The 25,749-nt window shown below is 37.9% G+C and carries 22 protein-coding genes and 1 tRNA gene; 9 read left to right on the top strand and 14 right to left on the bottom strand.

The window, feature by feature from the left end:
• Positions 1-196 precede the first annotated feature (196 nt).
• The 3 genes from R2Q84_RS24295 (at position 197) to R2Q84_RS24285 (ending at position 1,822) form a co-directional block, all read left to right on the top strand.
• Positions 197-643, top strand: coding sequence for a hypothetical protein (locus R2Q84_RS24295; RefSeq protein ID WP_316819201.1), 447 nt, complete (start codon positions 197-199; stop codon positions 641-643).
• 157 nt (positions 644-800) lie between these two features.
• A complete protein-coding gene (locus R2Q84_RS24290) occupies positions 801-1,277 on the top strand; it encodes a sigma-70 family RNA polymerase sigma factor (protein WP_316819200.1) in 477 nt (158 codons plus the stop codon).
• A 2-nt stretch (positions 1,278-1,279) separates the two neighbouring features.
• Positions 1,280-1,822 (top strand): hypothetical protein, encoded by a 543-nt coding sequence (locus R2Q84_RS24285; protein WP_316819199.1) that lies wholly within the window; start codon positions 1,280-1,282, stop codon positions 1,820-1,822.
• A 12-nt stretch (positions 1,823-1,834) separates the two neighbouring features.
• Here R2Q84_RS24285 and R2Q84_RS24280 read toward each other — a convergent pair whose 3' ends face one another.
• Together R2Q84_RS24280 and R2Q84_RS24275 are read right to left on the bottom strand one after the other, a co-directional pair.
• Positions 1,835-2,275, bottom strand: a complete 441-nt coding sequence (locus R2Q84_RS24280) for a pyridoxamine 5'-phosphate oxidase family protein (RefSeq protein ID WP_316819198.1) — start codon at positions 2,273-2,275, stop codon at positions 1,835-1,837.
• Positions 2,276-2,411: 136 nt separating this feature from the next.
• On the bottom strand, positions 2,412-2,711 hold the full coding sequence (locus R2Q84_RS24275) for a helix-turn-helix domain-containing protein (RefSeq protein WP_316819197.1): 300 nt from the start codon (positions 2,709-2,711) through the stop codon (positions 2,412-2,414).
• 85 nt (positions 2,712-2,796) lie between these two features.
• Here R2Q84_RS24275 and R2Q84_RS24270 point away from each other — a divergent pair, with 85 nt between their 5' ends.
• Positions 2,797-3,714, top strand: a complete 918-nt coding sequence (locus R2Q84_RS24270; protein WP_316819196.1) for a ClpXP adapter SpxH family protein — start codon at positions 2,797-2,799, stop codon at positions 3,712-3,714.
• Between the two features lie 2 nt (positions 3,715-3,716).
• On the opposite strand, the gene R2Q84_RS24265 is transcribed toward R2Q84_RS24270, so the two are convergent.
• The 8 genes from R2Q84_RS24265 to R2Q84_RS24230 all read right to left on the bottom strand — a co-directional run bounded on the left by R2Q84_RS24265 (position 3,717) and on the right by R2Q84_RS24230 (position 13,050).
• The gene (locus tag R2Q84_RS24265; RefSeq protein ID WP_316819195.1) at positions 3,717-5,060 is read right to left on the bottom strand and encodes a thioredoxin family protein; all 1,344 of its coding nucleotides are present in this window, start codon (positions 5,058-5,060) and stop codon (positions 3,717-3,719) included.
• A 60-nt stretch (positions 5,061-5,120) separates the two neighbouring features.
• The gene (locus R2Q84_RS24260) at positions 5,121-5,483 is read right to left on the bottom strand and encodes a hypothetical protein (protein WP_316819194.1); all 363 of its coding nucleotides are present in this window, start codon (positions 5,481-5,483) and stop codon (positions 5,121-5,123) included.
• Positions 5,484-5,493: 10 nt separating this feature from the next.
• Complete coding sequence (locus R2Q84_RS24255; RefSeq protein WP_316819193.1) at positions 5,494-6,036, bottom strand: sigma-70 family RNA polymerase sigma factor; 543 nt, start codon at positions 6,034-6,036, stop codon at positions 5,494-5,496.
• A gap of 10 nt (positions 6,037-6,046) precedes the next feature.
• The gene (locus R2Q84_RS24250; protein ID WP_316819192.1) at positions 6,047-6,406 is read right to left on the bottom strand and encodes a DUF6249 domain-containing protein; all 360 of its coding nucleotides are present in this window, start codon (positions 6,404-6,406) and stop codon (positions 6,047-6,049) included.
• A 114-nt stretch (positions 6,407-6,520) separates the two neighbouring features.
• A complete protein-coding gene (locus tag R2Q84_RS24245) occupies positions 6,521-9,928 on the bottom strand; it encodes a DUF4157 domain-containing protein (protein ID WP_316819191.1) in 3,408 nt (1,135 codons plus the stop codon).
• Between the two features lie 93 nt (positions 9,929-10,021).
• Complete coding sequence (locus tag R2Q84_RS24240; RefSeq protein WP_316819190.1) at positions 10,022-11,224, bottom strand: DUF418 domain-containing protein; 1,203 nt, start codon at positions 11,222-11,224, stop codon at positions 10,022-10,024.
• 126 nt (positions 11,225-11,350) lie between these two features.
• Entirely contained in the window at positions 11,351-12,103 is a 753-nt protein-coding gene (locus tag R2Q84_RS24235; protein WP_316819189.1) for a LytTR family DNA-binding domain-containing protein, read from the bottom strand.
• Positions 12,100-13,050, bottom strand: coding sequence for a sensor histidine kinase (locus tag R2Q84_RS24230; RefSeq protein WP_316819232.1), 951 nt, complete (start codon positions 13,048-13,050; stop codon positions 12,100-12,102). Before R2Q84_RS24230 ends, R2Q84_RS24235 begins: the two co-directional genes overlap by 4 nt.
• A gap of 293 nt (positions 13,051-13,343) precedes the next feature.
• Between R2Q84_RS24230 and R2Q84_RS24225 the strand changes: the two genes are divergently transcribed.
• Complete coding sequence (locus R2Q84_RS24225) at positions 13,344-15,542, top strand: radical SAM protein (RefSeq protein ID WP_316819188.1); 2,199 nt, start codon at positions 13,344-13,346, stop codon at positions 15,540-15,542.
• Between the two features lie 24 nt (positions 15,543-15,566).
• Here the strand turns inward: R2Q84_RS24225 and R2Q84_RS24220 are convergent, their stop codons facing one another.
• Both R2Q84_RS24220 and R2Q84_RS24215 read right to left on the bottom strand, forming a co-directional pair.
• Positions 15,567-15,917: a hypothetical protein gene (locus R2Q84_RS24220; RefSeq protein ID WP_316819187.1), complete on the bottom strand. Its 351-nt coding sequence runs from the start codon at positions 15,915-15,917 to the stop codon at positions 15,567-15,569.
• Positions 15,918-16,213: 296 nt separating this feature from the next.
• Positions 16,214-18,793: a TonB-dependent receptor gene (locus R2Q84_RS24215; RefSeq protein WP_316819186.1), complete on the bottom strand. Its 2,580-nt coding sequence runs from the start codon at positions 18,791-18,793 to the stop codon at positions 16,214-16,216.
• 409 nt (positions 18,794-19,202) lie between these two features.
• Here R2Q84_RS24215 and R2Q84_RS24210 point away from each other — a divergent pair, with 409 nt between their 5' ends.
• On the top strand, positions 19,203-19,625 hold the full coding sequence (locus tag R2Q84_RS24210; protein ID WP_316819185.1) for a PH domain-containing protein: 423 nt from the start codon (positions 19,203-19,205) through the stop codon (positions 19,623-19,625).
• A gap of 10 nt (positions 19,626-19,635) precedes the next feature.
• Entirely contained in the window at positions 19,636-20,877 is a 1,242-nt protein-coding gene (locus R2Q84_RS24205; protein ID WP_316819184.1) for a thioredoxin family protein, read from the top strand.
• A gap of 42 nt (positions 20,878-20,919) precedes the next feature.
• Here R2Q84_RS24205 and R2Q84_RS24200 read toward each other — a convergent pair.
• A tRNA-Met gene (locus tag R2Q84_RS24200) sits at positions 20,920-20,990 on the bottom strand.
• Positions 20,991-21,244: 254 nt separating this feature from the next.
• Here R2Q84_RS24200 and R2Q84_RS24195 point away from each other — a divergent pair.
• Positions 21,245-21,676, top strand: a complete 432-nt coding sequence (locus tag R2Q84_RS24195) for a hypothetical protein (RefSeq protein ID WP_316819183.1) — start codon at positions 21,245-21,247, stop codon at positions 21,674-21,676.
• A gap of 141 nt (positions 21,677-21,817) precedes the next feature.
• A complete protein-coding gene (locus tag R2Q84_RS24190; RefSeq protein WP_316819182.1) occupies positions 21,818-22,897 on the top strand; it encodes a universal stress protein in 1,080 nt (359 codons plus the stop codon).
• A gap of 144 nt (positions 22,898-23,041) precedes the next feature.
• Here R2Q84_RS24190 and R2Q84_RS24185 read toward each other — a convergent pair whose 3' ends face one another.
• Entirely contained in the window at positions 23,042-25,498 is a 2,457-nt protein-coding gene (locus R2Q84_RS24185) for an outer membrane beta-barrel family protein (protein WP_316819181.1), read from the bottom strand.
• Positions 25,499-25,749: the final 251 nt, after the last annotated feature.

Genomic DNA, 25,749 nt, shown 5'->3' with positions numbered 1-25,749 from the left:
GTTTAAGCATAGTAATTTGAGCATTTAAACGTTAATAAAATAAGTTGTTTGATTATTGGTTTGGTGTGTGCAATTTTGCCAGACTTTTTACAATATAGGGTGTAAGAAGTAACGAAACCCATAGAGAGCGATCTGGTTATGCACTTTTCACTTATTTAACGGTCTCGTTTTAGATAAGTACATTTCAATAAATATTATGAGTTTTTCTGTAAGGATTTCGAGATTAGAGGATTATAAAGTACAACGGCAGCAGTTGGGTTTATGGAACCGGTTAGTGTGGCTGGATAATGGGTGCGATGCACTTTTTATACATTCGGAGGTTGATTTTTGGGACAACACTTACAAAAGTGGCGGTTGGTTGCTGGAGTTTAACTCATCTTTTTACCGTGATTACGCGCTGCGTTACCCTGAAGATTTTAATAATAGCTTAATGACCGATAAGTCAAGTTCGCCAATTACTTTGCCGCTGTCGGACATGTTGCACAAAGAAATACATCAACTGGCCGGTTTACTCAAAAATGCTTATGTACTTAATCAACCTGAGCTTTATTTACAGCCTTATGCCGATTTGATTTTACTGAATGTAAATCGATTTTATACTACATCAGTGAAAAAGACAGATTTGTTAACGAGTTCATTGTAATAATAAAATTTACAAGTCTATTTAAAATTATCAATCTGCTTCTGTAAGTTTTTTCTAATTTCTCCTACTTATAAGAGAAAATAGAAAATATGAATAGGTCTATATACTTTCTGGCAGCTGGCATATTGCAAATCTTTACCTTTAATAAAAAATAGGTATGGATGAAGTACAGTTCTTAGCTCTTATTAAGGAACATCAGGGTATTATCCATAAAATATGTCACTTATACCGCGATATCCGGGAAGATCGTGAAGATCTTTTTCAAGAAATTACTTTCCAGCTTTGGAAATCCCATCAAAGCTTTAAGAACGATGCAAAAATAAGCACCTGGATTTATCGCATTGCACTGAATACTGCAATAGCCACTTTCCGTAAAAAGAAACATACTATTGAGTACAGCCCTGTTTTGCCTGATTTTGCAGAGGAACAGGCTGACGAAGCACTTACCTTGCGTCAGGAACAATTATTCAATGCTTTGAAACAACTTGAAGATGGGGATAAGGCGATAATTACATTGTATCTTGAAGATTTAAGTTACCAACAAATAGCTGATATTATCGGGATCAGTGAAAATTATGTTGGTGTTAAACTCAATAGAATAAAAATCAAAATTCAAAACCTTTTAATCTGTTAATTATGGAATTTAATGAATTAAAATCTACCTGGAATGCGTTGAAAACACCAGAAGTTTCAACAACGGAAATTCAAAGTATGCTCTCTGAAAACAGGCATCCTGTTTTAAAAGACATCAGGAAGCAATTGACTATAGAGATCATTGGATGGGGTATTTTTCTGGCATGCTATTATTCTATGTTTGATGGTGATAAAAAGCCGGTATGGATCAATGTGCTACTTTGTCTCTCTATCCTGATACCCATCATTCATAACCTAATGGGGTATCGTTTTGCAAAATATCTTGTGCAGGGAACCAGTATTCAGGAATCGCTAAAAAACTATTTGTCTAAAGTTAAAGTCTACGCTATAGTATCTGTTGTTTCGCGGCAGATTTATTTGTTAGGGCTTCTGTTTTTTTTCACCTACAGCATAAACTTCAATGCAGGTAAGTATACATTGCTGGGTGTTATCGGCTTGGTTTTTCTTATTCAATTCGTGATAATATGTAGAATATGGGTAAAACGTTTAAAAAGCCTTGGGGATTCATTAAAGTCATTTAGCTGATCTATTTTCAGGCTACTGTTCATGTGACTCAAAACGTCCGGTCCCTTCAATAACAGGAATCTTAAAAACTACTATATTGTTTTGTTGGTCATCAGGAATGGCATGTGAAGAGCGTTGAGAACTACTATCAGTTAGGGGCATGATGCGATGGATAATTCCCTGCATCGCTTGTTGACGCTCTTCACCAACAAGTTCCTGGAAAGTTCCCCAAACGATAACACTCTTCCATCTAAAAGTATCCAGAATTTCATCAACCTGGAAGCATACCCGTGGATTATTACGCATCATATCCAGCTTTTTACCCTTACCGGTATGAGCGTAAATGGCATTGTTCCTATAGATATAGTTAACCGGTACAACGTAGGTTTCACCTTCAAAATGACAGCCCAAACGACCAATTACCTGTTGTTCGAGTAAATCTATAATTTCCCTTTTATTTAGATCTCCTAACATATTTTTTGCAGCATATTAAAAATAACAATAAAGTACCTCAGGGTTTAAAATTAAGCTTTAGTACTTCATAAGTTTTACAATTTAGTAAAAAATAAACACACATTAAATTGTTTTTACGCGCCCGGTTTTTTGGGAATTATGAAGATAGACTCTCTATTTTTACAAAAATCGGGATGAGCGCCCTTCCTTTTTCTGACAAGGCGTATTCAACATGCAGAGGTTTCTCTGTTACAACAGTTCGGATTAATAGTTCTGCTTCTTCCAGTTCTTTTAATGCTGTAGAAATGGATTGTTTATTTGAGTTCGGCAATTTGTTTAGCAAACTATTGAAACGCACCGGACCATCAACTGCCAAACGAAATATTTGTGGTTTCCATTTGCCAGATAATAATTTTAACAGCCCTTCAGCAGGACAATCTTCTTTTGGGGTAGTCATGTTTTTTTGACTTATTGTACAGCGATATTCTTGTGGATATCTTTGTCGAAGGTAATGAATAAAGGGATAACCTTAAACCTAAAATATGAAAACAACAGAAAATAAAAACCCACTATTTTGTGATATTGAAACAGGGATGTGCGGAGCCCCGCATGCGACTGGTACCGGAGAAGAAACAAATCTTTCGTCCTCAAAAAAGCCTGTTAAAATAGTTTATTTTACAGATCCTATCTGTTCTTCCTGTTGGGGTATCGAACCTCAATTGAGAAAACTTAAGCTGGAATACGGAGATTATTTCGAGATAGATTATCATATGGGTGGTTTATTGCCATCCTGGAGTGTATATAGCAGTGGCGGTATTAGCAAACCATCAGATGTAGCCCCTCATTGGGAAGAAGCAGGAGCTTACTATGAAATGCCAATCGATGGTGATGTTTGGTTTGAAGATCCTTTTGATTCTTCATATCCACCTTCTATCGCAGTGAAGGCAGCTGAACTTCAAGGTAAAGAAAAAGGAATTTCTTTTATGCGCAGATTAAGGGAAATGCTTTTCCTGAAAAAGAAAAATATTACCAAATGGGAACATTTACTGAAAGCTGCGGGGGAGGTTGGATTAGATACCTTTCAATTTAAAACGGATTATGAAGGAAAAGCAAATGAGTTGTTCCAGGAAGATCTGGATTTGGGCAAGCAGTTAGGTGTGAGAGGTTTCCCAACCTTGTTTTTTACAGATGGAGAACATAACCCGACGTTGGTTTATGGATTCAGACCCTACGAAGATTATGTAAAAGCGATAAAAAATATCTTACCAGATGTCCAAAAAAGGCAATACGACAAATCACCATTAGGCGTGTTTTCTTACTTTAATACTTTGATGACTAAAGAGTTTGCAGTATTGACAGAAATGAACCTTGAAGATGCGGATAAAGTACTTCACGGATTATTAGATGAAGGGAAAATAAGCAGTTTTAGAAGTAAAAATGGAATGCTCTGGGTATTTTAAACTCAGAGCTGATAAGATTTTTGACCAGTCTTCATTTTGTTTAAGAGTTCATCTAATATTTTTTTCGCCTTTGGATTAGCTGAATTCTCATTAAGTAATTGTCCGATTATAGCTATCGCTTTTTTCCTTTTTCCATTTATATAGAGTGATTTTGCATAGATCATTTGATAATATGGTGCCGTATTTTTATAAAACTCAGTATCGGTGGCCGCTATATGCACGGCCATCGCTGTCCATTTCATTGTTTCTTTACGCTCGGTTCTGTTCAACGGAATTTTTAATAGATTTTCTGTCGTCATAACCAAAAAATTGCAAAGCTGTATAGATTGTGTGTGTTTATAACTAATCTCCCTTTTCATTTCGTCATAAAGTACCTGATCACGCTTTAGGAATGTGTCAAGGGGTATACTCAGCAGATAATTATTGATGAAATCCCTGTTCATCTTCTTGAATCCCTCATAATCCTGTGTCTCATATTGAAATCTTAACGCAATTGTCTGCTTGTTGTCAAACATGTTTTTAGAAAAATCGTTCTTAACCGCTATTACTTTACTCAGTGCAACCCGGTCTTTTTCGGCTATGGCTTTTTCCAGCGAGAGCCCAATTGCGTTGTTTTTTATACTATTCAAGGTCTCTCCATGTACTAGATTTTTACTTTTTAGCTCATTAAAAACGACCTCGTTTTCCTCAAGTGTAGTTATTGCAATTCCCAGTCGTAGCTTCCTGTTAAGCCATACACCATTGTCCACCAGTAACTGGATAGTTTCCGGCATTGATTTTTCGCTGCTACTGAGCATATTAATGTAATCTTCAATTAGATCAGTAGTATTCATCTTAAGTCGTGTTAGTCTTGATAAATAATTGAAAATGAATTTCTTGTCCTTTTTATGTGATGGGTATAGTTTTTCTAAGTCAGAAATCGTCGTGGACTGCTGGTATTCTTCAATGGCATTTTTTGCTTGCTGTATAAATTCTAATGCCTGCATAGACCCGTTTGCCCGATAAATCAGCACACCATCGCCATTAATAAACAGGTAATTTGGATAGGATTGAATGGTGTATTTTTTTTTAAAAGCAGGACCTTCTCCTTTTTCTGCATCGATTTTATAATTTATGAAAGACGTGTTGTAAATGTTTCCAACCTCGGCCTGGGGAAAAACTTTGGTATCCATGATTTTGCATGGACCACACCAATCGGTAAATACGTCGACAAATACTAGTTTATTCTCCCTTTTTGCCTGTAAAAGTACGTCAGACCACTTTTGGCTACTAAATTCAATCCCTTTTTGTTGGGCATAACTTGCCTGAACGGTAATCATGATTACCATTAAAAAAAATCTTTTCATGAGTTAAAATTGTATTTAAAGAGATAAAACCAAACAATTTGTATGCATTAATCCATCATCTCATTCGTTATATTTAGTTCTGATGAGTTTTATTTGTGAAAATAACCTGATGATATTTTCCAGTTGGGTTAGAATAAGTATAATGTACAGCAGTTGAAAAATCAAGACAACAGTTTTGATATCTATGCCGATCAAAGTTTCACCCAGTATGGGCAATAAATGAGATACTAATAATCCGAATCCTGTTCCTAGCATAAAGAATAACATGGACATTTTCATGTTGCTGTTAAGGGATGTCCCTTTGCTGGCTTCTTTTTCTATGCGCAGCATTAGGTTATTATCAAAGTCCGGACTTGGAGCCTCAACGAGGCTTCGTTTTATTAGGCTACCAAGTAGCTGATCGGTTAATGGTCTTTTAGTCATTTTTGTTGAATTAGTTGATCATTTTTATGGACTGGTTGATTGCCGTATGCATATTTTTTCGCGCACGGTGCAGCGTGACTTTTACATTGGATTCGCTCCATCCTGTAATTGACGCAATTTCTTTAATGCTTTCTTCCTGGAGATAAAATAACCTCAGAATCAAGCTTTCCCGTACCGGAAGGAGCTTTAAGGCTTCATTAATCAATTGGGTTTGTTCATCTTGCTGTAAAGCCAATATTTCACTTTCATCAGCTATCTGCTCATCATAATTCTGGCGAAAATCTACAATTTCACTTTTCATTTTTTTTAAGCGCATAAATGATTCATTCAGGACTATCCGATAAAACCAACTGCTGAATTTCGACTTAAATTTGAAGCTTTTAATTGCTCTAAAAGCATTAACGAAAGCGTCTTGTACCACTTCTTCAGCAATAAATTCATCTTTAACTACAGAAACGGCCAGTGAAATCGACAATGTTTTATACTGCTCTACGAAGTACCTAAAGGCTTCCGTATCCCCGGCACAAACTTTTTTTACATAAATGTCATCCATTTTGTAAGGCCTAATTCCTACGGCTTTCTATGTAATTGGCAAAGGTCAGCGCTGCACCCCCACATAAAGCAAGTATAGCCATTGGCGTAGCATTAGATCTTCCCAGAGCGCCGAAGTTTGCTAAAATAGCTATGATTACCAGGCCGATACCTAAGCCTAAAACGATCAGTCCGAGTTTTATACTCATTGACTGAGGCTTTCTGTATTTTTTTTCTTCTTCATCAGGATTTAGCCCTTTTTCGATCATCATCAGTCGTTCCTTATGCTTAGCCCGGTGCGAAAAAAACCACGCCAGAAATAAGCAAGTGCAAAATGATAGCCATACCACGAGCCAGATAATTGCGTTTGGTGCTATTGAAAGTTTTTCCATAATTCTCTTGTCTGTTTGCTCATTAGATAAGTTCTTTTTATGAAAGGTTACAAAATCAGAAAATAATCCCAATGGCAATAGACAGCTAACATATATTGATAGCGCTAACGATAATTATGTTTTTTTAAGTGATTCACCTACATTTTCGGCACCTTTCTTGATTTTAACCATTTTGGTGTCCTGACGGTATAGTTTTTCTAATTGGCTGTTCAAGTCTGCTGCACCAAGGTCCAGACTATCTGCACTGATCGCGTCAAGTACAGAGCCCACGTCTACTAGCACCAGTAGTACCTCTTTGTATTTTTCCTGAAGCGCATTTACAATTTTATCCAGTTCTGTTATTTTCTTTTCGATTTCCTTAATGTCAGATCTATTGAACAATGAACCAAGGAATTCGCTCTTCAAATCATGTTTGTCGTTTTTCATTTTGGCGAGTTCCTTTGAGTATATATTCAGTTGATTGTACACTTCCTCATCCCTAACCAAATATTCATCAATCACGCTTTTTACTAAGGCCTTGCGCATTTCAGCACTTCCAACAACAGCAACATTTGCCGACAGAAGTATTTTACGTGATGCTATCGGATCCATAATGGCTTTGTCTTCATGAGCAGGAGCATTCAATTTGCCTTCTTCAAAACCTCCTTCAGGACTCGGGGTTTGCCATTTTTCGCCATCCCAGGTCACATTACCTTTCATTAGGTATTTTCCAATTGTCCATTGTTTAAACTCACGTTCATATAGCACTTTCTGATATACATGTAGTGCTTTTGCTTTGATCTGAATACCCATAGCAGCGGTAATAACCGGGCCGATCTCGTAAGCTATTTTAATCGGATCGTTAGGAACAGTTTCAATACTTGTATTGATAAACTGCAGTCCGCCTTGTATTGAAAAATCATTTATGAATTCGCCTTTTCCCCTCGCAAATAACCCCGCAGAAATTGCCACTACCAGCTGACTGCCGGCTTGTACCCCAGCTGATAGCGTGGCCGAGATACTCCCGTTAAGTGCTGCTCTACCTGCGGCATGCCATGGTGGTAATTCCTTGTTAGGTTTACTTAATTCTCCTTTTAAAAGCGCTTCTATTGAAGCAGCTATATCGATGTCTACGAAAGCCTCAAGACCTGGCATGATAGGGATGGGCAAAGACAAAACAGGAATCTTTGTCTCGTGCTGAAATTGACCATCAAGAGATCCTCTTTTTTCTTTAAAATCCAGCTCTGTTTTTACCCCAAGCATCGACAGCGAAATACTGGCTACACTTGGTTTACCCATCTTAATATAGGGTGCCGTCCCCGTAATGTTGAGGTCGGGCACAGAAAAGGAAGCCTCTGGTGTCACTTTCAGCATATCTAACCATGAGAAATCACCACTGCCGGTACTTTTTTCCAGTAAACCGGCTTCTTTTTCCGGTTCTTCATTCGATTTTTTGTAACTTAATGTAGCTTCATCGGCATGTAATCGACTGGTCTCGGTACTAAACTCTGGTTTCAATATACTGAGACCAAGTTTGCCATATTTCAAAGTAAATGATTCTGCCGATATCTTAAAATCTCCTGTTTTACCAGCTGCTTTATTATACTCCAGAGTCAGCTGCTTGGTGTCAAGAACCAGATCATTTATGCTTAAATGGGGCGTCACTGAAAATGCCATATCCACTGCGCCTCCTTTTGCAACATTTCCACTAAATTTAGGATCATTTAGAAAAAATACACCTTTTATGAGCTCGAATTGTCCCGGGGCTTTAATACCCAGGCTGGCATTACTAAATTTTCCGTCCTGATCAAGCTTCAACCCCATGTCAATATCAAGTTGACGCTCCATTACATTTATTTTCCCTTCAGTGGCTTTAAGTTCGAAACCCTGGTTCTTTCCCCATCCACCCTCGATCGAGCCTATCACAACGGTGTCATTTGCTAGTGAAAGCTTTTTAACGGCCAGGCTAAGGCTCTGCAATCCTTCGTCTGTAATTACAAGGTTACTTACTACCAATGAGCCTATTTTGAAAACATTAGCCAACTCTCCATTAATGGCAAGTTCCGCCTCTGGGACACTAAGATAAATACCTCCGTTCCAGGGGAGGATCACTTCATTTCCTTTCTTAGCCTGCAAATCTCTGTCGAACAGGTGTACGCTAAAATTAAAGGGAACCGATAGCCCTCCTGGACTGGACGTTGGCAAATCCTTACCTTTTTTTCCCTTCTGGACTTTTGGTTTACCCAATTGCATTTTTAAGATTTTCGTATCCATGGTAAAGAGGGTATCCATTCTGGGTTGAATGCTTTCATCAGTTTCTTTACCTGGCTCTGTATTGCCATCAACATCAGAACCTGTGGAGATTGCTGAAGTTGATGGGGTAGCCGTCCATTTGCTATACAGGAATGAAGCAGGACTATTGGTAAGTCCTTTAAACCATTCCATAAGAAGATCCATTGTCGCTATCGGATCCGAAACAAAAATACTATCTATTATCCATTCAGCATTTTCCGGAGAAAGCTTAGGTTCCATCCAGCCCAGAAACTTCCGCATGCCCTTGCCCATGGCAAAAACAATAAGATTTTGAACAGGCTCCGGCAGAAAAGTAAATATCTTATAGAGCGTCTGCAAACCTGTATACACAGGAGATGCATAGGCAAGTATTTGGGTAATGAACTCACCTGATAATTTGGAATAGGCCCAGGAAATCCATCCGTCGGCAGTGGGTTTACCTATAGTGTAATCAAATGACTTAAGAGCTATAACAATGACATCTTCCCATTCAGGTTTTCTTACCTGGCTACGCAATACTTTAAGTAGCATATCAGTACTCATATCTCCGGTTTCTTTACCGGAGATAACTGCCGCAACTAAACCATTTGCTTGCACAACAAGCATTCCGCTATACAATTGTATACTTCCTGCACCGCCGTTAGCACCATGCCATCCGGGAGGAGATAAGCGAACCCTATTATGGCCATCCATTTTTTGCAAAGCATGTTCTCCCATAACATCTGCTTCCTTTTCCAGCTGCACATCATCATTAATTGGGATGCCTTTCATTTGTAGGGTAGGTTGTACTCTTCCTTGTTTCTGCTGTACTACGTGCCAAGCCTCATGAGGAAGATGTTTTTCCTGTCCGGGTGCAAGGTGTATGTCGTTACCCTGAGCGTATGCAAGGGCTTGTAATTGTGCTGGTTTTGCTGAGTTGTAATGAACCTTTACCTGATCCATTGGAATACCCGATAGCTTCTCGATTCCAGATTTTAGATTGTCGGGCAGACCGGTATTGTTAACTTCTTTTATGTTCTCCTTTAGTTGGGCTGTTTTGTTTGATACCTGATGATTTGCCAATGCCTGATAGGCTTTCAATTGCTGTACACGCGGACTAAGGTTTGCGGCTTCTTGTAGTTCTCTTTCCCCAATGGCTTCGGGCCTGTTGTCAACAAACATTGCAGCAGATTTGCTGGCATTACTTTGGGGAACGGTACCGGGCCCTGCATTCGATTTATTTTGTTGGATTTTTTCCGAATGTATACTCATACTGAAGCGACAATTAGGCAACAATTTACAATTAAATATTTAATAAATGCTACACCTGGCCGTTGCTATGTTTCGAGAGGAGGAAATCAATACCTACCGTTTTAATGGCTGCCATTTCAGATAGGTACCAGACCTCCACAGCCATTCTACAGGTCCATAACGGAATTTCTGTAACCAATAGTGACTGAGCTGAATTTGTAAAACTGTATAACATAAGCATACAACTACACTTAAAAATATACCTAGCTCATTATGCAATCCTAAACCATAACCATAGAATATAAATACGCCCAAAACTGATTGTAGTATATAGTTTGTGAGCCCCATTCGTCCATAACTCACTACTTTTTTTAAACTTTTTTGTATGCAGGTACGGCTATACAAGGCTATAATCAGCACAACCCATAAATAAGCAGAAAGCAAATTGATCAGGCTATCCACCGGAATGACCAGCCATGCCGATAAACCTTGTCTTTCGCCCTGGGGAAAAAGAGGCTTAGCAGCATAGAGTAACAGTACCGCTGCCAAAGCAATCCAGGCGCCCTTAAAAAGAAAGGAACGGTATTTATCGATATTTTGAAACACCCGTATACGGCCGGCCAATAAACCCAGGATAAAAAAGCCCATCGTTGTATATCCACGCGCATATTCTCCAAATTGGAAATTGAACTTAAACCTTAACTGTTCCGTAAGGTTGTGATGAAGGTTCACTGAAAATGGTTCATTTAGAAATGTCTCCTGCCACCGGGCTCTTCGTTCAGCGGGCGCTTCTATTTCTTTTTGAACAGTTTCAGGAATAGCAGATTTATATCCAATGTAGGTTAATTGTGCACCACCCAGTACAAAAAAAAGGGCTATGGAAACTAACCATTTGTTAGGTATACGATACATCATAACCAAGGGGAAGCCTAGTACAGCATAAATGATTAGAATGTCATTGCGGAATATGGCACTATGTAATAATCCAATAATAAATAACAATGTTAAACGCCACAGGAAACGTCCTCGAAAATCAATACCCTTTTTAGATGCGCTATCCATCTGAATGAAAAAGCTCAATCCGAACAGGAAAGAAAATATGATGAAGAATTTGCCCATTACCAAATACTGTAATATCCAGTTGGTGATCTCGTCCATCGTACCTATCCAGGGAAATGGAGGCTGTGCATTACCAGGAAATGCTCCGAAATGCTGTAAAGCATGTGTAGCACAGATTCCTATTAAGGTGATACCACGTAAGGCATCAATTACGGTAATTCTGTTATTTGTTGTTTCCTGCTTATTTATTGCCTGCATAAACTGTAATTTTCTAATGTTTTACAATGCAAAAATCAGGGAAATAGCACATGCTTTCTTTGATCGGCGGACTAAAACGAAAATCTAAAGCTTCAACACGAAAGAACGCTTTTAAAACTCATCTGTTCATTCGGATACAAGCCATTCTTTAAAGTCTGCTGCTTTGTTTTTGCTGATGTAAATGCGTTCAGGAACTTCTCTGTCCAGCGTAATAAGTAAGCGGCTATCAAACCATACAGTAATGTTTTTGACCGCATTACGGGCAATGATGTATTGTTTATTGGCACGATAAAAGTTGGATGGATTTAAAGAGGAAAGAATATGGTCTAACGTTTTAGGATAAGGGTATGTATTCCCATTCTTCAGGCCAATTGAGGTGCTTTTTTCTGTCGTATAGAAAAAGGAGACCTCCATGAGATCAACTGGCAGGAGCTTGTCATGGAGCGGAATTAATAGCTTGTTTTTATAACGTGGCGCCGGCGCCAGCTGGTTTACTTTTGATAAATACTCAAGGATATTAGTACTGGATAATTTCTTGAATTTGTTGATTGCACGTTCTAAATCAGTTGGTTTTATTGGTTTGAGTAAATAGTCGATGCTATTTACTTTAAATGCCTCGATCGCATATTCGTCGTATGCCGTTGTAAAAATAATAGGGACTTCAATTTCAATATGCTCAAAAATCAGGAAAGCAGAACCGTCAGACAAATGGATATCCATTAGTATCAGATCGGGAAGGGGATGTTCATTCAGCCAGTTAATGGTTTGGCTCACACTTTCTGTATTTCCTGTTACTGCTATAGCTGGGTCGATTTCGTTTAAAATCTCTACTAAACTTTCGTAAGCAGCGGTTTCATCTTCAACAATTAGTATCTTCATATAGATTGGCCTAGTGGTAAATAAACGTTAAATACACTCCCTTTGTTCTCAATCTTAATTTGTCTGTTCATCAATAAAAGAAACCGACTTTCAAGGTTCTTAAGCCCTGTTCCATTGGTTTCAGAAGGGCTTAGTTTAGGGTAAACAGGATTTGATACTACGAGCTCACTATTTTCATTAGTATAAATATCAATGATCATTTTATGATCACTATCGATCCTGTTATGGACAACTATGTTATCAAGAAGTGGAAGAATGGAAAGCACAGGTATCTTTTGCGATAATATTTTTTTGTCGATATTAATATGATATTCCAGCTTGTTTGCAAAACGGATTTCCATCATGTACCTAAATGCATCAACAAAAGATAATTCTTCTTCCAGGGTTACCAATCCTTTTTTGTCGCTTTGCAGAATGTAGCGAAATACATCAGAAAGCTTGTTGACGTAGGTTAACGTTTCTTCATTATTCTTTTTTCGAATTAATGAGGTCAGGCCATTCAGAGAATTAAAAAAGAAGTGAGGATTGATTTGGTTGGTTAAAGCATCATAGCGGCTTTGCAGGTTTTTAACCCGTAATTCCTCTATTTCCTGTTCTTTTTTACGTTGCTCATTGTACATGGTTACGATATGTCCCATAAGCGTGCTTAAAATGGAAACAACAATGAATTGGAATAGCACTAAACTTCCATAGTGTTTTACTTTCGCATATATCAAAAAGGAGATCCCTCCATAAATAGCATAGGCAACAAGAGAAATAATGGTATTATAAGCGAAACGTTTTTTGAAGACAGGAGTTTTTATGCGTTGTAAGTTGATTTTTATCAATAAAAAAACCAGACCTGCCAGGAACATATACCGTAACATAAAGAAAGCAATATAGTTTGCTTTTTCCGGACCGGCGAGCTTCCCTAAATCGAATGGTAACCAGGTGATATCCGGGTACATCACAAACAGCGCGGCTATCAAGCTTATGAAACGTAATTGGTATGAATTATACTTTTTTAGCAATTTGTTCTTTATTTATTAATCAATAATAATCTGTGTATACCTAAATTAAGCATTCTATTGGTAGAATACTCTTTTATGATACAAACATCAGCATATTAGTTAGTACTTTCTTTAAAGGGGAAGCAAAGCGAAAATCATTGGATTAAAGACGAAAGGAAAAGGGATAAATGATCCGGATTTAGGATATACTGTTGAATTTCTTATTTTTGCCATGAAATACAATCCCCATTTTGAAAACAGATCTTTTTCTTGTTACTCCTCCCTTTACACAACTGAATACCCCGTATCCTGCAACTGCCTATATTAAAGGTTTTTTGAATACTAAAAATATTTCTTCGACTCAGGCTGATTTAGGTATTGAAGTGATTTTGACCTTGTTTTCGAGAAAAGGTTTGGAAGATCTTTTCTCTCATGCGGAAGGATTGACCAATCAGTCAAAAAGCTTAAATGCACAGCGAATTATTGCTTTAAAGGATGAGTATATTAAGACAATTGATGCGGTTGTTGCTTTCTTGCAGGGCAAAAACCCAACTTTAGCTTTGCAAATTTGTCAGGAGGATTTTTTGCCGGAAGCTTCGAGGTTCGCGGAATTGGAAGAGTTGGATTGGGCGTTTGGTGCAATGGGGACGCAGGATAAGGCCAAGCATCTGGCAACACTATATCTTGAGGATATTTCGGATTTTATTATTGAATGTGTTGACCCGAATTTCGGTTTTAGCAGATATGCCGAAAGGTTAGGTAGGAGTGCAAACTCATTTGATGAGCTTTACGGTGTTTTAAATCAGGATTATACCTATATGGATAAACTCCTGATTGAAATTTTAGAAGAGAAAATTACCCTTATTCAGCCTAAACTATTTGTAATTTCTGTTCCTTTTCCAGGAAATTTATATGCTGCTTTCAGATGCGCACAATATGTGAAACGGAACTATCCTGATATTAAAATATCAATGGGCGGTGGTTTTGCTAATACCGAATTACGTTCTGTTTCGGATAAAAGGGTATTTGAGTTTTTCGATTATATCTCTTTAGACGACGGGGAGCTACCTATTGAATTGCTTTACGATTCGATTACTAAAGGCGGTGATTTCAATCTGTATAAAAGAACCTTTTTATTAGAAAATGGGGAGGTTGTTTATAAAAATGATGCTTTAAGAAGTGATTATAAGCAGTTTGATGTGGGAACACCGGACTATACTGACCTGAAACTGGATCAATACATTTCGGTTATTGAAATTGTAAACCCCATGCACCGGATGTGGAGTGACGGCCGTTGGAATAAACTGACCATGGCGCATGGCTGTTACTGGGGGAAATGTACATTTTGTGATATCTCTTTAGATTATATTAAGGTTTATGAACCTGTTGCCGCTAAATTGATAGTAGACCGGATTGAAGAGCTAAGTGAAAAGACGGGGCAGAATGGCTTTCATTTTGTGGACGAAGCTGCACCTCCGGCCTTGATGCGGGAAGTTGCATTGGAGATTTTAAGAAGAAAAATCTCTGTAACCTGGTGGACCAATATTCGGTTCGAGAAAAGCTTTACCAGGGACTTATGCATTTTGCTTAAGGCATCGGGTTGTATCGCCGTTTCTGGCGGTTTAGAAGTAGCATCAGATAGATTATTAAAGCTGATCGACAAAGGCGTAACTGTTGAACAGGTTGCTCAGGTTACCCGAAATTTTACAGAGGCAGGGATATTGGTCCATGCCTATTTAATGTACGGGTATCCAACACAGACCATTCAGGAAACTGTAGATAGTTTGGAAATGGTGAGACAATTGTTTGAAGCAGGTGTTTTACAGTCTGGTTTCTGGCATCAATTTGCAATGACTGCCCATAGTCCGGTTGGCTTGTTTCCGGAAAGGTTTGGCGTGGTTAAAGAAACTGAAGCTATTGGGACTTTTGCAAATAATGATATCAATTACATCGATAAAACGGGAATAGACCATGACAAATTTAGTTTTGGCTTAAAGAAATCACTTTTCAATTTCATGCATGGAATATGCATAGATTATAAATTGCAGGATTGGTTTGATTTTAAGATCCCTAAGGTTACTATTCCCCCGGATTTTATTGAGAAAGCTTTGAGGGACGAAAGTAAGCTTAATACTAAACCAACTGCGAAAGTGGTTTGGTTAGGAGGGAAGCCTGGTATGGAAAGTTTTACAAAATATAAAAAAAACAAGCCTGTAGAAATGACTGTGCTAACTTTTCATCATAAAAAGGAAGTTTTTGATCTTCAGATCGATAAAAATGAAGGCCAATGGTTGGTTTCAATGTTAGAGAAAATTACAGTTTCTAATGCCCAGGTATATACCTTTCAAGAGCTTAAAGCTGATTTTGAAACTAAAATGGAACATTTTGAATTGTTTTGGTATTCAAAACCAATTTATGATTTAAGAGATTTTGGACTATTGGTTTTGTAGATCTGTTTCTTAGTCAAGCTTGTTTTAAGTCAGTTCCTGTAGTTCTTCGGGTCTCACTTTTCGTTGTGGCCGGTATCCGATCAGTGCCAGGTTAATTTCATCCTGCTTATTTGGATTGATCAGTCGGGAACAGTAAGCATCTCCGTTTTCATCGCAAAAGCTGATCACAGTTCGTTCCCTGGGATGATTGATTTCTGGTAAACCTGAGAGTACGTCAGGTAGGGTTTCATAATGAGTGCTAATGTCTTCTTTTGTTGGTAAAACGAATAGGATTTCATCTCTACGGCCATCAAAAAACGTAATGGCACGGTAGGATTGTTCTCCATAATGCATCTTCAGGTTGACTAGGAGCTCGGCTTTATATGGATGTTTCATTTCGGAGTCTGCTTGGTGGGGCTAATATAACAGATTCAAAATGATTTAAATGAAATATCTATTCCGTTATAGTTTATTTAAGGCATTACATACAGTCTTGTTATAGTCTGAGTTAAATCAGAAAAGGAGTTAAACCATGTTTAAACAGGGTCTAAGCTCGGTCTAAACAGGGTGTAAACAGGGTCATTGACCTAGTTTACACCTGGTTAAAACATTTTGATTACAGAGATAATTTATTGTTTAACCTTATCTCTTATAGAACACTAATCGAATGAAGCCCTAAGTCAGTTCTTTATTTAGAAAGCATAGCGAAGTGTAACACCGAAAGTTCTTGGATCGCCAAGTACACCTGCATATAAGCCCGAGTTACCGGCAGCAGCCTGCAATTGTTCATAGTATTTCGTGTTTCCAACATTTCTGCTCCAGGCGAATGCTGAGAATTTTTCTGATTTAAATCCTAATCTTACATTCAGTAAAGTATATCCTTCAACATTTAACACACGTGAAGGTGTTGGATTTGAAGAGTATTCTGAACGATAGCTGGCGTCACCAGCAATAAAATATCTACCATTTTGAGTGCCCAGGTTACCAGCAGTACTTAATTCTGCTCCACCCGAAACATTCCATTTAGATATACCTGGTATTCTACCTCCGGAGGCGTCTTTAAATGCCACCTGGGTAGCAGTACCGTTAATGATTTCAGTATGTCCGGTTTCTTCTAAAGGCAGCGGTGCATTCGTGAATTTTTTATACTTGCCATCAAGGTAAGCAACAGCCGCATTGATCGTTAAGAACCTTTGCAATTGATAGCTTCCATCCACTTCCAATCCTTTTACATTTACTTTTTCTGCATTGGCCAGGTAACCCCTGTTTACACCTAGCTGGGGAGATTGAACATTCGTTTGGTAATCTTTAATATCCGTATTAAAAGCCGTTATGTTTAATAGTGCACCTTTAAATGGTTTTGTTTTTGCACCTAACTCGTAATGTTGAACATATTCCGGTTTTACAACAGCTAATGACAAATCTGCCTGGCCGGTAGAAGTAGTTGGCAGACCACCAACGTTTACACCTACTGGTTTATAGGCGGTAGAAAAGTTTCCGTAAACATTTAACCTGGTCGAAGGCCGGTACGAAAGTGTAAGGTTCCCCGATAAGTTATTGTTGTCTGTACTGGTGTTGAATTGTTGATTGCTATAAACAGCAGCTTTAAGTGCAAGTAGGGCAGGGTCTGAAGTTTGCAGACCTCCATAAGTTACCCTGTCATATTCAACATCTTTTTTATCGTAAGTAAACCTTAAGCCTGGTAAAATATGCAGGTTTTCTAAAAACTCCCAATCTGCTTGTGCAAAAATAGCGGTACTTAATGATTTGATGGTTGAATTGGTTCTGATGCCGAACCCATCCAGTAAGCCCGGCGTTGAGTATAATGCCTGAGCACCAGTATTAGATGTTTGTACAAATCGCCACTGATCTTTACCTACTTCTTCTGTCTGGGCTAATCCCTTTAAATTTTGAGCAAGGGCAAATACACCAATTACACCACTTACTTTCTCGGTAATATTACCGGCATATCTTAACTCTTGTGAGTATTGATCGTGACGAGAGTTACCCTGAGATTTTGTCAATGCAGAGAATTCAGAGAAATCCCTGTCGTTTGTAGGGTCCCAGTTCCAGAATCTCCAGGCCGTTGTTGAAGTAAGTGTACCGTTACCGATCTTGTAATCTACATTAGCGGATATACCACCGATTGATTGGTTCTGTTTCCAGGGAGTATTGGTACTGATCTCTCTTGAAAATGGGTCAATTTTAGGTTGCTGATAGCCTAAGTCGGCAATGATTTTAGCATACTGACGGTATGCGCTTCTCTCTGTTGTGGTAACACCTGCAATTACCAAAGGGTAACCTGCCGGATGCTGGATGCTTACATCGCTACTTAATAATATTTGTAATTTATCGGAGGGGGTGTAGTATAACTGGCCTTTAAACCCAAGGTTGTTTTGGCCACTGTATTTCCGTTCTTCCCTGGTATTTAAAATGGTACCATCCCGTTGAGTACCCGAGATTGATAATTTTGCTGCAAGGTTTTTTGCTACGCCACCAGAAACGGATGTTTTCGCTTGTATAAAATTATAGTTTCCAAAACTCAATTCTACTTTTGCATTAGGGGTTTGGGTCGGTTTTGTCGTGGTGATGTTAAATGCACCAGCAGTAGTATTTTTCCCAAACAAGGTACCTTGGGGGCCACGTAGAATTTCTATTTGTTCTATGTCAAGAAAATCTGTGGAAGTAGCGGCCGGGCGGGCCTGGTAAACTCCGTCTACGTAAAAGCCTACACCCGGATCAATACCATCATTAGTTAGGCCGAATGTCGAACCTAATCCTCTGATATTAAGTGTTGTGTTTCTGGCATTTGAAGCATATAACTGAACCGACGGAACAAGCTCTTTTAAACGGTTGACGTTAAAAGCGCCTGCATTTTCTGCTGCTTGTCCGCCAATAACCGTAATGGCAATAGGCACATCTTGTAGTACCTCTGATCGTCTTCTTGAGGTTACAACAATCTCATCCAATAGTTCGCTTTCTACAAGGATTAGTTCTAAAATGCCATCTTGAATCTTTAAAACCTGAAAATCCTGGGGCTTGTATCCAACGGAACTAATGCGAATGTAAAAAGGAAGATCGTTCTTTGAAGTGATACTGAATTTTCCATTTTCATCTGCAGTGGTAGAGGTGTTTGTCCCTCTTATGATCACACTTGCATGTGGTACTGTCGCGCCATTTGAATTTTTTATTATACCCGTTATTGCATTCTGAGCGAAGGTATAGCTTGCCGAAAGCAAAAATGGCAAGATAAAAAGTAATACTTTTTTCATAATCTGATTTTAATTGTTTGTAGGTTTTATTTAGTGTGGTTTATGCTGATAATAAAATGCAAAGCAATGCCCTCTGGATGTTTTTTTGACATCCCTTATAGTCATATTTAAAAATTTGTGAATGTGATTTACGTGCCCGCCGTAACTAGCGGTTACTTAAGCTAAGTCAACAACAACATAGCAGGAAGTCCAGTCTTTTAGATTGATCTTTATTAATTTCCATATACTTTAAAACTGCTTTCATATTGCTTCATTTTCTGAGCGTTATAGCTAACATAACGGGACAAATATATTAACATTTTCTATTAATACAAATTAAATCTATGGAATTAGTAGATTATAATAAAAATGCTTGAATTCTTTCATATTGAAGATGGATACGTTAATTTTAAAAATAAGAAAGATCAGCATGACAATAGTTTATAAATCGAAAGTTGGGAATGAATTGGTTATTCCTTTAACACTGGTTTTTGTGGTCACTTTATTCATGGCCATTTTTAATGAACCTCATTGGCCGGGATTGGCAATTTTGTTACCTGTTATTCTCTTTATAGTACACATGTTCAGCACAACATATTATACTGTTGATGGCGATGTGCTTAAGGTGAAATGTGGTTTTTTATACAATGCTGAGATTGACATTAAAACAATTAAAAAGATTAGCGAAACAAATAACCCAATAAGTTCGCCTGCGCTATCTTTAGACAGACTGGACATTACCTACAATAAATATGATAATGTAATAATTTCACCAAAAGATAAGGCGGAATTTATAAGCGCGCTGACCGCCTTAAATCCGAATATTGAAGTGAAACTTAAATCTGTAAAATAGGGCAGACCTGATGAAAAAAAATGTATCCTTAGTTTTTTTTATTTTATACGCAACATTTGTGTGGGGACAGTCTGGTACGAAAGGTGGTATACAATTCTTTCAAGGTAGCTGGAAGCAATTGCTGGAAGAGGCCCGGGCAAAAGACAAAATGATATTTATAGATGTTTATACGGATTGGTGTGGTCCTTGTAAATACATGGATAAATCTGTTTTTACCGAACAGCTCGTTGCTGAAAAATATAATGCTCTTTTTCTGAATTATAAAGTAGATGCTGAAAAAGGAGAAGGTATAGATATTGCCAAAAAGTTTGGCGTAAATGCTTATCCGACTTTTCTTTTTCTTAACAGTAGTGGCTATCTTATTCATAAGGTAGTGGGCGAACGAGAAAAGGGACCTTTTATAGCTGTTGCTGAAGCGGCTTTGAAGGCTGGCGTTGATGATAATAACCTTGGTAATTTTGAAATGAAATTTAATGAGGGGGACCGTACCTCATTGTTTTTGAAAGCTTATCTAAATCGTCTTAATGAGGTGAATATGGATAATAGTCTTGTTTTAGATGAGTATTTTAAAACAATACCGAATCAGCTGCTGAAAGAAGACGCTACACTATTGTATTTAGCCCAGCAGGTTGCCGGAGCCCGAACTGCCGCTTTGATGCATCTTATCCATCATTATGATGAAATGAGTATCGATTCAAAAGAAAAGACGTCGAACCTGTTATTCGAAAAACTGGTGAGGAATGCAGGGGGGACCGCGTTGAAAGAAAAAAGACTATTGGAGTATGCTGAATTGGTGGCGTTTGGAAGGCAATTACCTGGATTGAGCGCGAATCAGAAGTCTTTTTTGAACCGTATTGATTTGATATATAGTGGTTTGATCCGGGATTACGAAGGGGTAAAAAAAGCAGGTTATTTAATGGCTGCAGTTCCTTTTTCTATTCCTGATGATACGATTCGTCAGGAAGACAAAAAACGTTATGATAAAATAATGAAGCCATTTCTTAGTGGTGAAATAGATACGACAAAGGTTCCTGGTTTCGAGGAAGAAAAGAAGTATTTTCCAAATCTTTATTCAAGGGAAATTACCGAACAGTTGTATACCGCTGCAGAGGCTTTCACAAAATTACCATCTTCAGAAAAACAAGCTTTGACAGACGCATTAGGGTGGGCAAAGAGATGCGAAAAACTGCAACCTGATGTAAAAGTATTTGTTGATTTAGTGAACAAGTTAAAGGGTTATCTATCCAGATAACCCTTAACTAACCAAATATAAATTAAACGAGCAAAATAATTGACGTCATGAACGGATTCGAACCGCTGTAGGAGGCTTATGAGACCTCAGCCTAGCCACTCAGCCACATGACTGTTTTTTTGTTGTTTTACCAACCCTTTAGACAAATATAAATATATTCTACTAAAATGGTAGTATTTATTTATATTTTTATTTTTTGCTCTTTAGAATCGTGCTGGCGGGCTTTTTGGTAGGGGTAGGAAAAAGGATTGTATTATTCTATGTGGCGTTAGCAGACTGGAGAACGGGATACTAATAAAAATAATTGTATGGTGTTATTCCTATTGCATTAGTCATTTCCGTTATGTGGATAGTTTAATATGTACTTATGATTTTTTCTTTGAAGATTTCCCGGCTTGAGGATTATGACAGACCACGACAACAGGTTGGTTTATGGAACCGCTTAGTTTGGCTTGATCATGGTAATGAAGTTGTTTTTGTGCCCGCAGGAATGGAATTTAATAACGAAGTCTATATCGGTTCTGGCTGGTTACTTGAATTTGACACCTCCTTTTACCATAGTTTTATGACGCGATACCAGGAAGACTATAACAATGCATTATTTGCTGAAAAAGCTTCTTCTATGGTATTTATTCCTGTACCGGATAAGTTGAATATGGAGCTTAATGATCTGGCTTATTTATTAAAAGAAGCTATACAGCTATCTAAGTCTCCGCTCTATTTGCAATCGTACACCGATCTGATTTTATTGAATGTAAACCGATGTTATGTACAATGCGAAAAAGGAATTAGTTTATAGGCCGTTCTACCTTATTTTCATATTCTTTTTTAATTGTTTCTTAAACTTATCTGCACGCCGGTTGTTTTTAAATATATCTGGTTAAGTTCTTGAATTGACGTGATTTAAGGTGGGGAATAATAAATGAAAGGATGAATTGCCATGGAAACATTTTCTGTAAAATTCAGGGCGGGCAGCCTGGACCTGAGTGTTATTGTAACCGAACATGATCACCATCAGAAATTTAAAGTAGAAATGGTTACCAATGAGCCTAAACCTATTTTGTTGATGCGTTCGGTTAAGGGTGAGTGGACTATTGTTGAGCGGGGCCTCCGGAATTTTTCTGAGCATGATTTTGATGCATTGAAGTTGGCAATAGAGGGACAGCTTTGTGAAACATATAGTGTGAAAAATATGTTGGTACTTACAGATTTTTCTGAATCGTCATCAAATGCAGCGAAATATGCTGCTGATTTGGCACATCAGTTAAAAAGTAAGAACCTGATCCTGTATCATTCTTATGAATCAGTTGCGATTCCAGCTACCGCTTTTGCGCCGGTTACGGGGCGATTTACAGAGACACATGAGCAGAGTTTAGAGAAAATTACTAACCTTAAAAATGAAGTAGAGGAATGGGCACCTGAGGAGACCGCGGTAGAAGTCAGAACGGATGAAAGAACATTGATTAGCGCTGTAAATGCACTTACTGCACAACATTATATAGGCTTGGTTGTAGCCGGAATTACTGGTAAAAGTAGCATTGAACGGGTACTTGTAGGTAGTAACACCGTCACTTTAGCTAAAAATTGTCATGCGCCGCTTTTAATAGTGCCACCAGTAGCTGTTTTTCAGCCTATAAGTACTGTTGTATTTGCATGCGACTTAAAACGGGTTGCCGAATCTACGCCAGTGCTGGCCATAAAAACTTTTGTTCATGCACTGGGGGCCAAACTACTTATTTTAAATGTTGACTACGAAGGCGGACATTTTGATCCGGATACCATTAAGGAAATGACCCATTTACATGAACTTTGGGACAATGAAAAGCCCGAGTACCACTACATAGACAGTGAAGATACGGTTGCGGGGATTATGGAGTTTGCCAGACTACAGGATGCTGAGCTGGTTATTATGGTTCCTAAACATTATGGTTTCTTTGAGGGGATTTTTCATCGCAGCCTGACCAAAAAACTAGCCTATCATACGCATCGGCCTTTACTATTGTTTAGAGAAGATACTTAGTATTTGTTTAAATGACGATTTTTTAAGCTTTGAATTCTGGGTATTTTAGATATTGAAAAATAGGAGCGGAAGATCTGGATAAGATTTAAGGTAATTTATCAGCGCCATTTAAGCAAACCATATTTAGTATAGGAATCGTGTAGTTTAATTTCCAGATTTTACTCTTTTACTTTCGTTTTCTGAACCACTGGAGCGTTGACGGGCTGCTTTAATCTCATTGCTTCCGAAACGATAGGTGCAAGTTAAGCGGAATACCCGGCTTTCCCAGCGTTCGTTTACCACATAGTTTTGTGAGGGTAATGTACTGGTGATTTTACTTTTTTGCAGTTTAAAAACATCATTGGCAGCAAACTTAATATTCAATTTGTTATCCATAAATGATTTACTGGCACCCATATCAATGCCATAACGTGGGGCTATCAATAAAGTCCCGTACACTTGTTTAGACTCGTAGTTACCTGACCATTCTATTTTTGTACTCGAATTGAGTGTTATTGTCTGGTTCGTATTCAAGTTAAATGCAAGTCGGCCACTAGCATATGGCGCACCTAGTAAATCAGGAGTTTCGAACCTGTTATAGTACACGGTTAGGTTATTGTTGCTCTTCCACCATTTGGTGATGGCAATAGGATAACTCGTATTCATATTGTACGAATTCTGTTTGGCTAGATTCTGAACAGAAATAAATATGGTTTTTTTAGCTGTATCGGTAAGTAATACTTCGGTCATCACATCATTGGTCTGGCTATATCCAATGGTTACATTTAAGTTCTTTTTAAAGGAATAAGAAAACTCTATAGAATTTGTGTATTGAGGTTTTAAGAAAGGGTTTCCAAACCGATAGGAGTAAAGGTCAAGGTAATAGATGAAAGGATTTAACGAGCCATAATCTGGACGATCAATTCTCCGGCTGTAAGAAAAACCTATTTCATGATCTTTAGATAATTCCTGGTTGATAAACAGACTTGGAAAGAGGTTTATATAACTTCGCTTCACTACTTTTTGTTCGGTAATCGAATTTCCTTTCGAATTGGTCTGTTCTGCTCTTAATCCCAGTTGAATGCTGGTAGTTTTGAATTTTCTTTTTAAGTTGGCATAAGCTGCATTGATGTTTTCGTTATATATGAATTGATTACTGCGACTTAAATCATTTTCCCATTTCTCATTATAGAAGTTCTCGAATATAAAATTGTTATCTGTTTCAACTATGCTGGTTTTTCCTCCAAACTCCAGTTTCGTTTCTTTAGCTAAGGGCAATACATAGTCAACTTTTGCCCCATATATTTTTACAATTGAAGGAGAGGAGTTCCTAAAAATGTAGTCGGGTTTTAAGGGAAGACCGGAAGCATTTTTATAGCTGTTATTAAAGATGTTTTCTTGTACATCATTGTGACGGGAATAGTCCATATCTATACTGATTTCCTGTCCAAGCGTATCTATGACCCCGCGATAGTTCAGGTTGTAAGTAATCCCGTAGTATTTAGAAGAACTGGTGTTTGGCGCAACGACAGAAGAGTCTACCGTTCCAGGCTTGTCGCCGATTAAAGTGAGTACATCTGCATGATTTGGGCCGTTGCCGTGATATCCATTAACAAAAAAGCCTAATGTTTGATTATCGTTTATGAAATAATCAAGGCCGGCTTTATAATTCCGGTTCGTCCGTTTTGAGATATTGTGGCTGGTCTGATCAAAATAAGTCTGATTAGTTGTTGTGCCGTTTACCCTGGAAATATCGGTTTCACTGAAGCGTTTGTTAAAGCCGTAATCTCCATTTCCATAGAAGTTGAACTTTTTATTTCTGTAATTGACGTTCAAACCGCTGTTTATTTTGTGATGTGTTCCATATCCTGCACCTGCGGTTATTGATCCGTTAAGACCGTAATTACGATTTTTCTTTAATTTGATATTGATGATACCTGAATTTCCGGCAGCGTCGTATTTGGCAGAAGGGTTGGTGATGAGTTCAATAGATTGGATAGCCGTTCCTTCTGTAGAACGAAGGACATTCGCCAATTGTTCTGCTGAAAGGTTAGCTGGTTTTCCGTCTAACATTACATTTACCCCTTGTTTTCCTCTTAGGCTTATTTTACCCTCTTTGTCTACAGTAACCCCTGGAGCTTTTTCCAGAATTTCCAAAGCGGTATTTCCAGTTGCCAGAATGCTGTTTTCGATATTGAGTACGGTTTTATCAATCTGGCGCTCAATTAATGGCTTTTGTTTTACAATTTCAACACCTTTTAGCAATTTAACATCATTATGGAGCTGAATCTGGTCAACCAGTACCGGTTTTGAATCAGACGTAATGGAGTAGGGGCCTTTAACGGTTTTTTTATAGCCTAAAACATAAACTGCTACAAGGTATTTACCTATGTTTAATCCTTTAAATGCATATAAGCCATTATCGCTTGTCAAAGTTCCTTTAACAGAAGTAGAGTCTTTTGCATCTAGGAGACTCACTGAAGCATAAGGAAACGCTTTTAATTCTTCATCCAGTACTTTTCCGGATATTTCTCCTATAGTTTGCGCGCTTGCCTGTTTTGAAAAAAGTAATGAAAAACTGCAAAATATAAGGAGTAAGCAGTTAAATAATTTCGTTTTCATAAGGACATATTTTTCCCAATGCGCATTTAGCGCGTTGTTTTGTTAGTCGTAAATTTTCAGATGGTTGTGCTTATTTATTGTAAGACAGTACTTCATTACCAAAGGTTACAGACTTTTTGTAATTTTTTATCTTTTTTATTGTCTATAAATCAGTTGATTAAACGGATGGTTTCAGAATTGTTGAAATTAAGTGTTTTTTTAAGTTTGAAATCCGCATAATATTTATACTTTTGCACTCCTTCAAACAAGGG

This window comes from Pedobacter nyackensis, assembly GCF_032678475.1.
GTDB lineage: Bacteria > Bacteroidota > Bacteroidia > Sphingobacteriales > Sphingobacteriaceae > Pedobacter > Pedobacter nyackensis_A.
Note: the sequence above shows the minus strand (reverse complement) of the source record. Positions and strands in the feature narration are given on the sequence as shown.

What these genes read in the sequence shown, in the direction of transcription:
- R2Q84_RS24295 (WP_316819201.1), top strand. Translation starts at nt 197, where the DNA reads ATGAGTTTTTCTGTAAGGATTTCGAGATTAGAGGATTATAAAGTACAA.
- R2Q84_RS24290 (WP_316819200.1), top strand. Translation starts at nt 801, where the DNA reads ATGGATGAAGTACAGTTCTTAGCTCTTATTAAGGAACATCAGGGTATT.
- R2Q84_RS24285 (WP_316819199.1), top strand. Translation starts at nt 1,280, where the DNA reads ATGGAATTTAATGAATTAAAATCTACCTGGAATGCGTTGAAAACACCA.
- R2Q84_RS24280 (WP_316819198.1), bottom strand. Translation starts at nt 2,275, where the DNA reads ATGTTAGGAGATCTAAATAAAAGGGAAATTATAGATTTACTCGAACAA.
- R2Q84_RS24275 (WP_316819197.1), bottom strand. Translation starts at nt 2,711, where the DNA reads ATGACTACCCCAAAAGAAGATTGTCCTGCTGAAGGGCTGTTAAAATTA.
- R2Q84_RS24270 (WP_316819196.1), top strand. Translation starts at nt 2,797, where the DNA reads ATGAAAACAACAGAAAATAAAAACCCACTATTTTGTGATATTGAAACA.
- R2Q84_RS24265 (WP_316819195.1), bottom strand. Translation starts at nt 5,060, where the DNA reads ATGAAAAGATTTTTTTTAATGGTAATCATGATTACCGTTCAGGCAAGT.
- R2Q84_RS24260 (WP_316819194.1), bottom strand. Translation starts at nt 5,483, where the DNA reads ATGACTAAAAGACCATTAACCGATCAGCTACTTGGTAGCCTAATAAAA.
- R2Q84_RS24255 (WP_316819193.1), bottom strand. Translation starts at nt 6,036, where the DNA reads ATGGATGACATTTATGTAAAAAAAGTTTGTGCCGGGGATACGGAAGCC.
- R2Q84_RS24250 (WP_316819192.1), bottom strand. Translation starts at nt 6,406, where the DNA reads ATGGAAAAACTTTCAATAGCACCAAACGCAATTATCTGGCTCGTGGTA.
- R2Q84_RS24245 (WP_316819191.1), bottom strand. Translation starts at nt 9,928, where the DNA reads ATGAGTATACATTCGGAAAAAATCCAACAAAATAAATCGAATGCAGGG.
- R2Q84_RS24240 (WP_316819190.1), bottom strand. Translation starts at nt 11,224, where the DNA reads ATGCAGGCAATAAATAAGCAGGAAACAACAAATAACAGAATTACCGTA.
- R2Q84_RS24235 (WP_316819189.1), bottom strand. Translation starts at nt 12,103, where the DNA reads ATGAAGATACTAATTGTTGAAGATGAAACCGCTGCTTACGAAAGTTTA.
- R2Q84_RS24230 (WP_316819232.1), bottom strand. Translation starts at nt 13,050, where the DNA reads ATGTACCCGGATATCACCTGGTTACCATTCGATTTAGGGAAGCTCGCC.
- R2Q84_RS24220 (WP_316819187.1), bottom strand. Translation starts at nt 15,917, where the DNA reads ATGAAACATCCATATAAAGCCGAGCTCCTAGTCAACCTGAAGATGCAT.
- R2Q84_RS24215 (WP_316819186.1), bottom strand. Translation starts at nt 18,793, where the DNA reads ATGAAAAAAGTATTACTTTTTATCTTGCCATTTTTGCTTTCGGCAAGC.
- R2Q84_RS24210 (WP_316819185.1), top strand. Translation starts at nt 19,203, where the DNA reads ATGACAATAGTTTATAAATCGAAAGTTGGGAATGAATTGGTTATTCCT.
- R2Q84_RS24205 (WP_316819184.1), top strand. Translation starts at nt 19,636, where the DNA reads ATGAAAAAAAATGTATCCTTAGTTTTTTTTATTTTATACGCAACATTT.
- R2Q84_RS24195 (WP_316819183.1), top strand. Translation starts at nt 21,245, where the DNA reads ATGATTTTTTCTTTGAAGATTTCCCGGCTTGAGGATTATGACAGACCA.
- R2Q84_RS24190 (WP_316819182.1), top strand. Translation starts at nt 21,818, where the DNA reads ATGGAAACATTTTCTGTAAAATTCAGGGCGGGCAGCCTGGACCTGAGT.
- R2Q84_RS24185 (WP_316819181.1), bottom strand. Translation starts at nt 25,498, where the DNA reads ATGAAAACGAAATTATTTAACTGCTTACTCCTTATATTTTGCAGTTTT.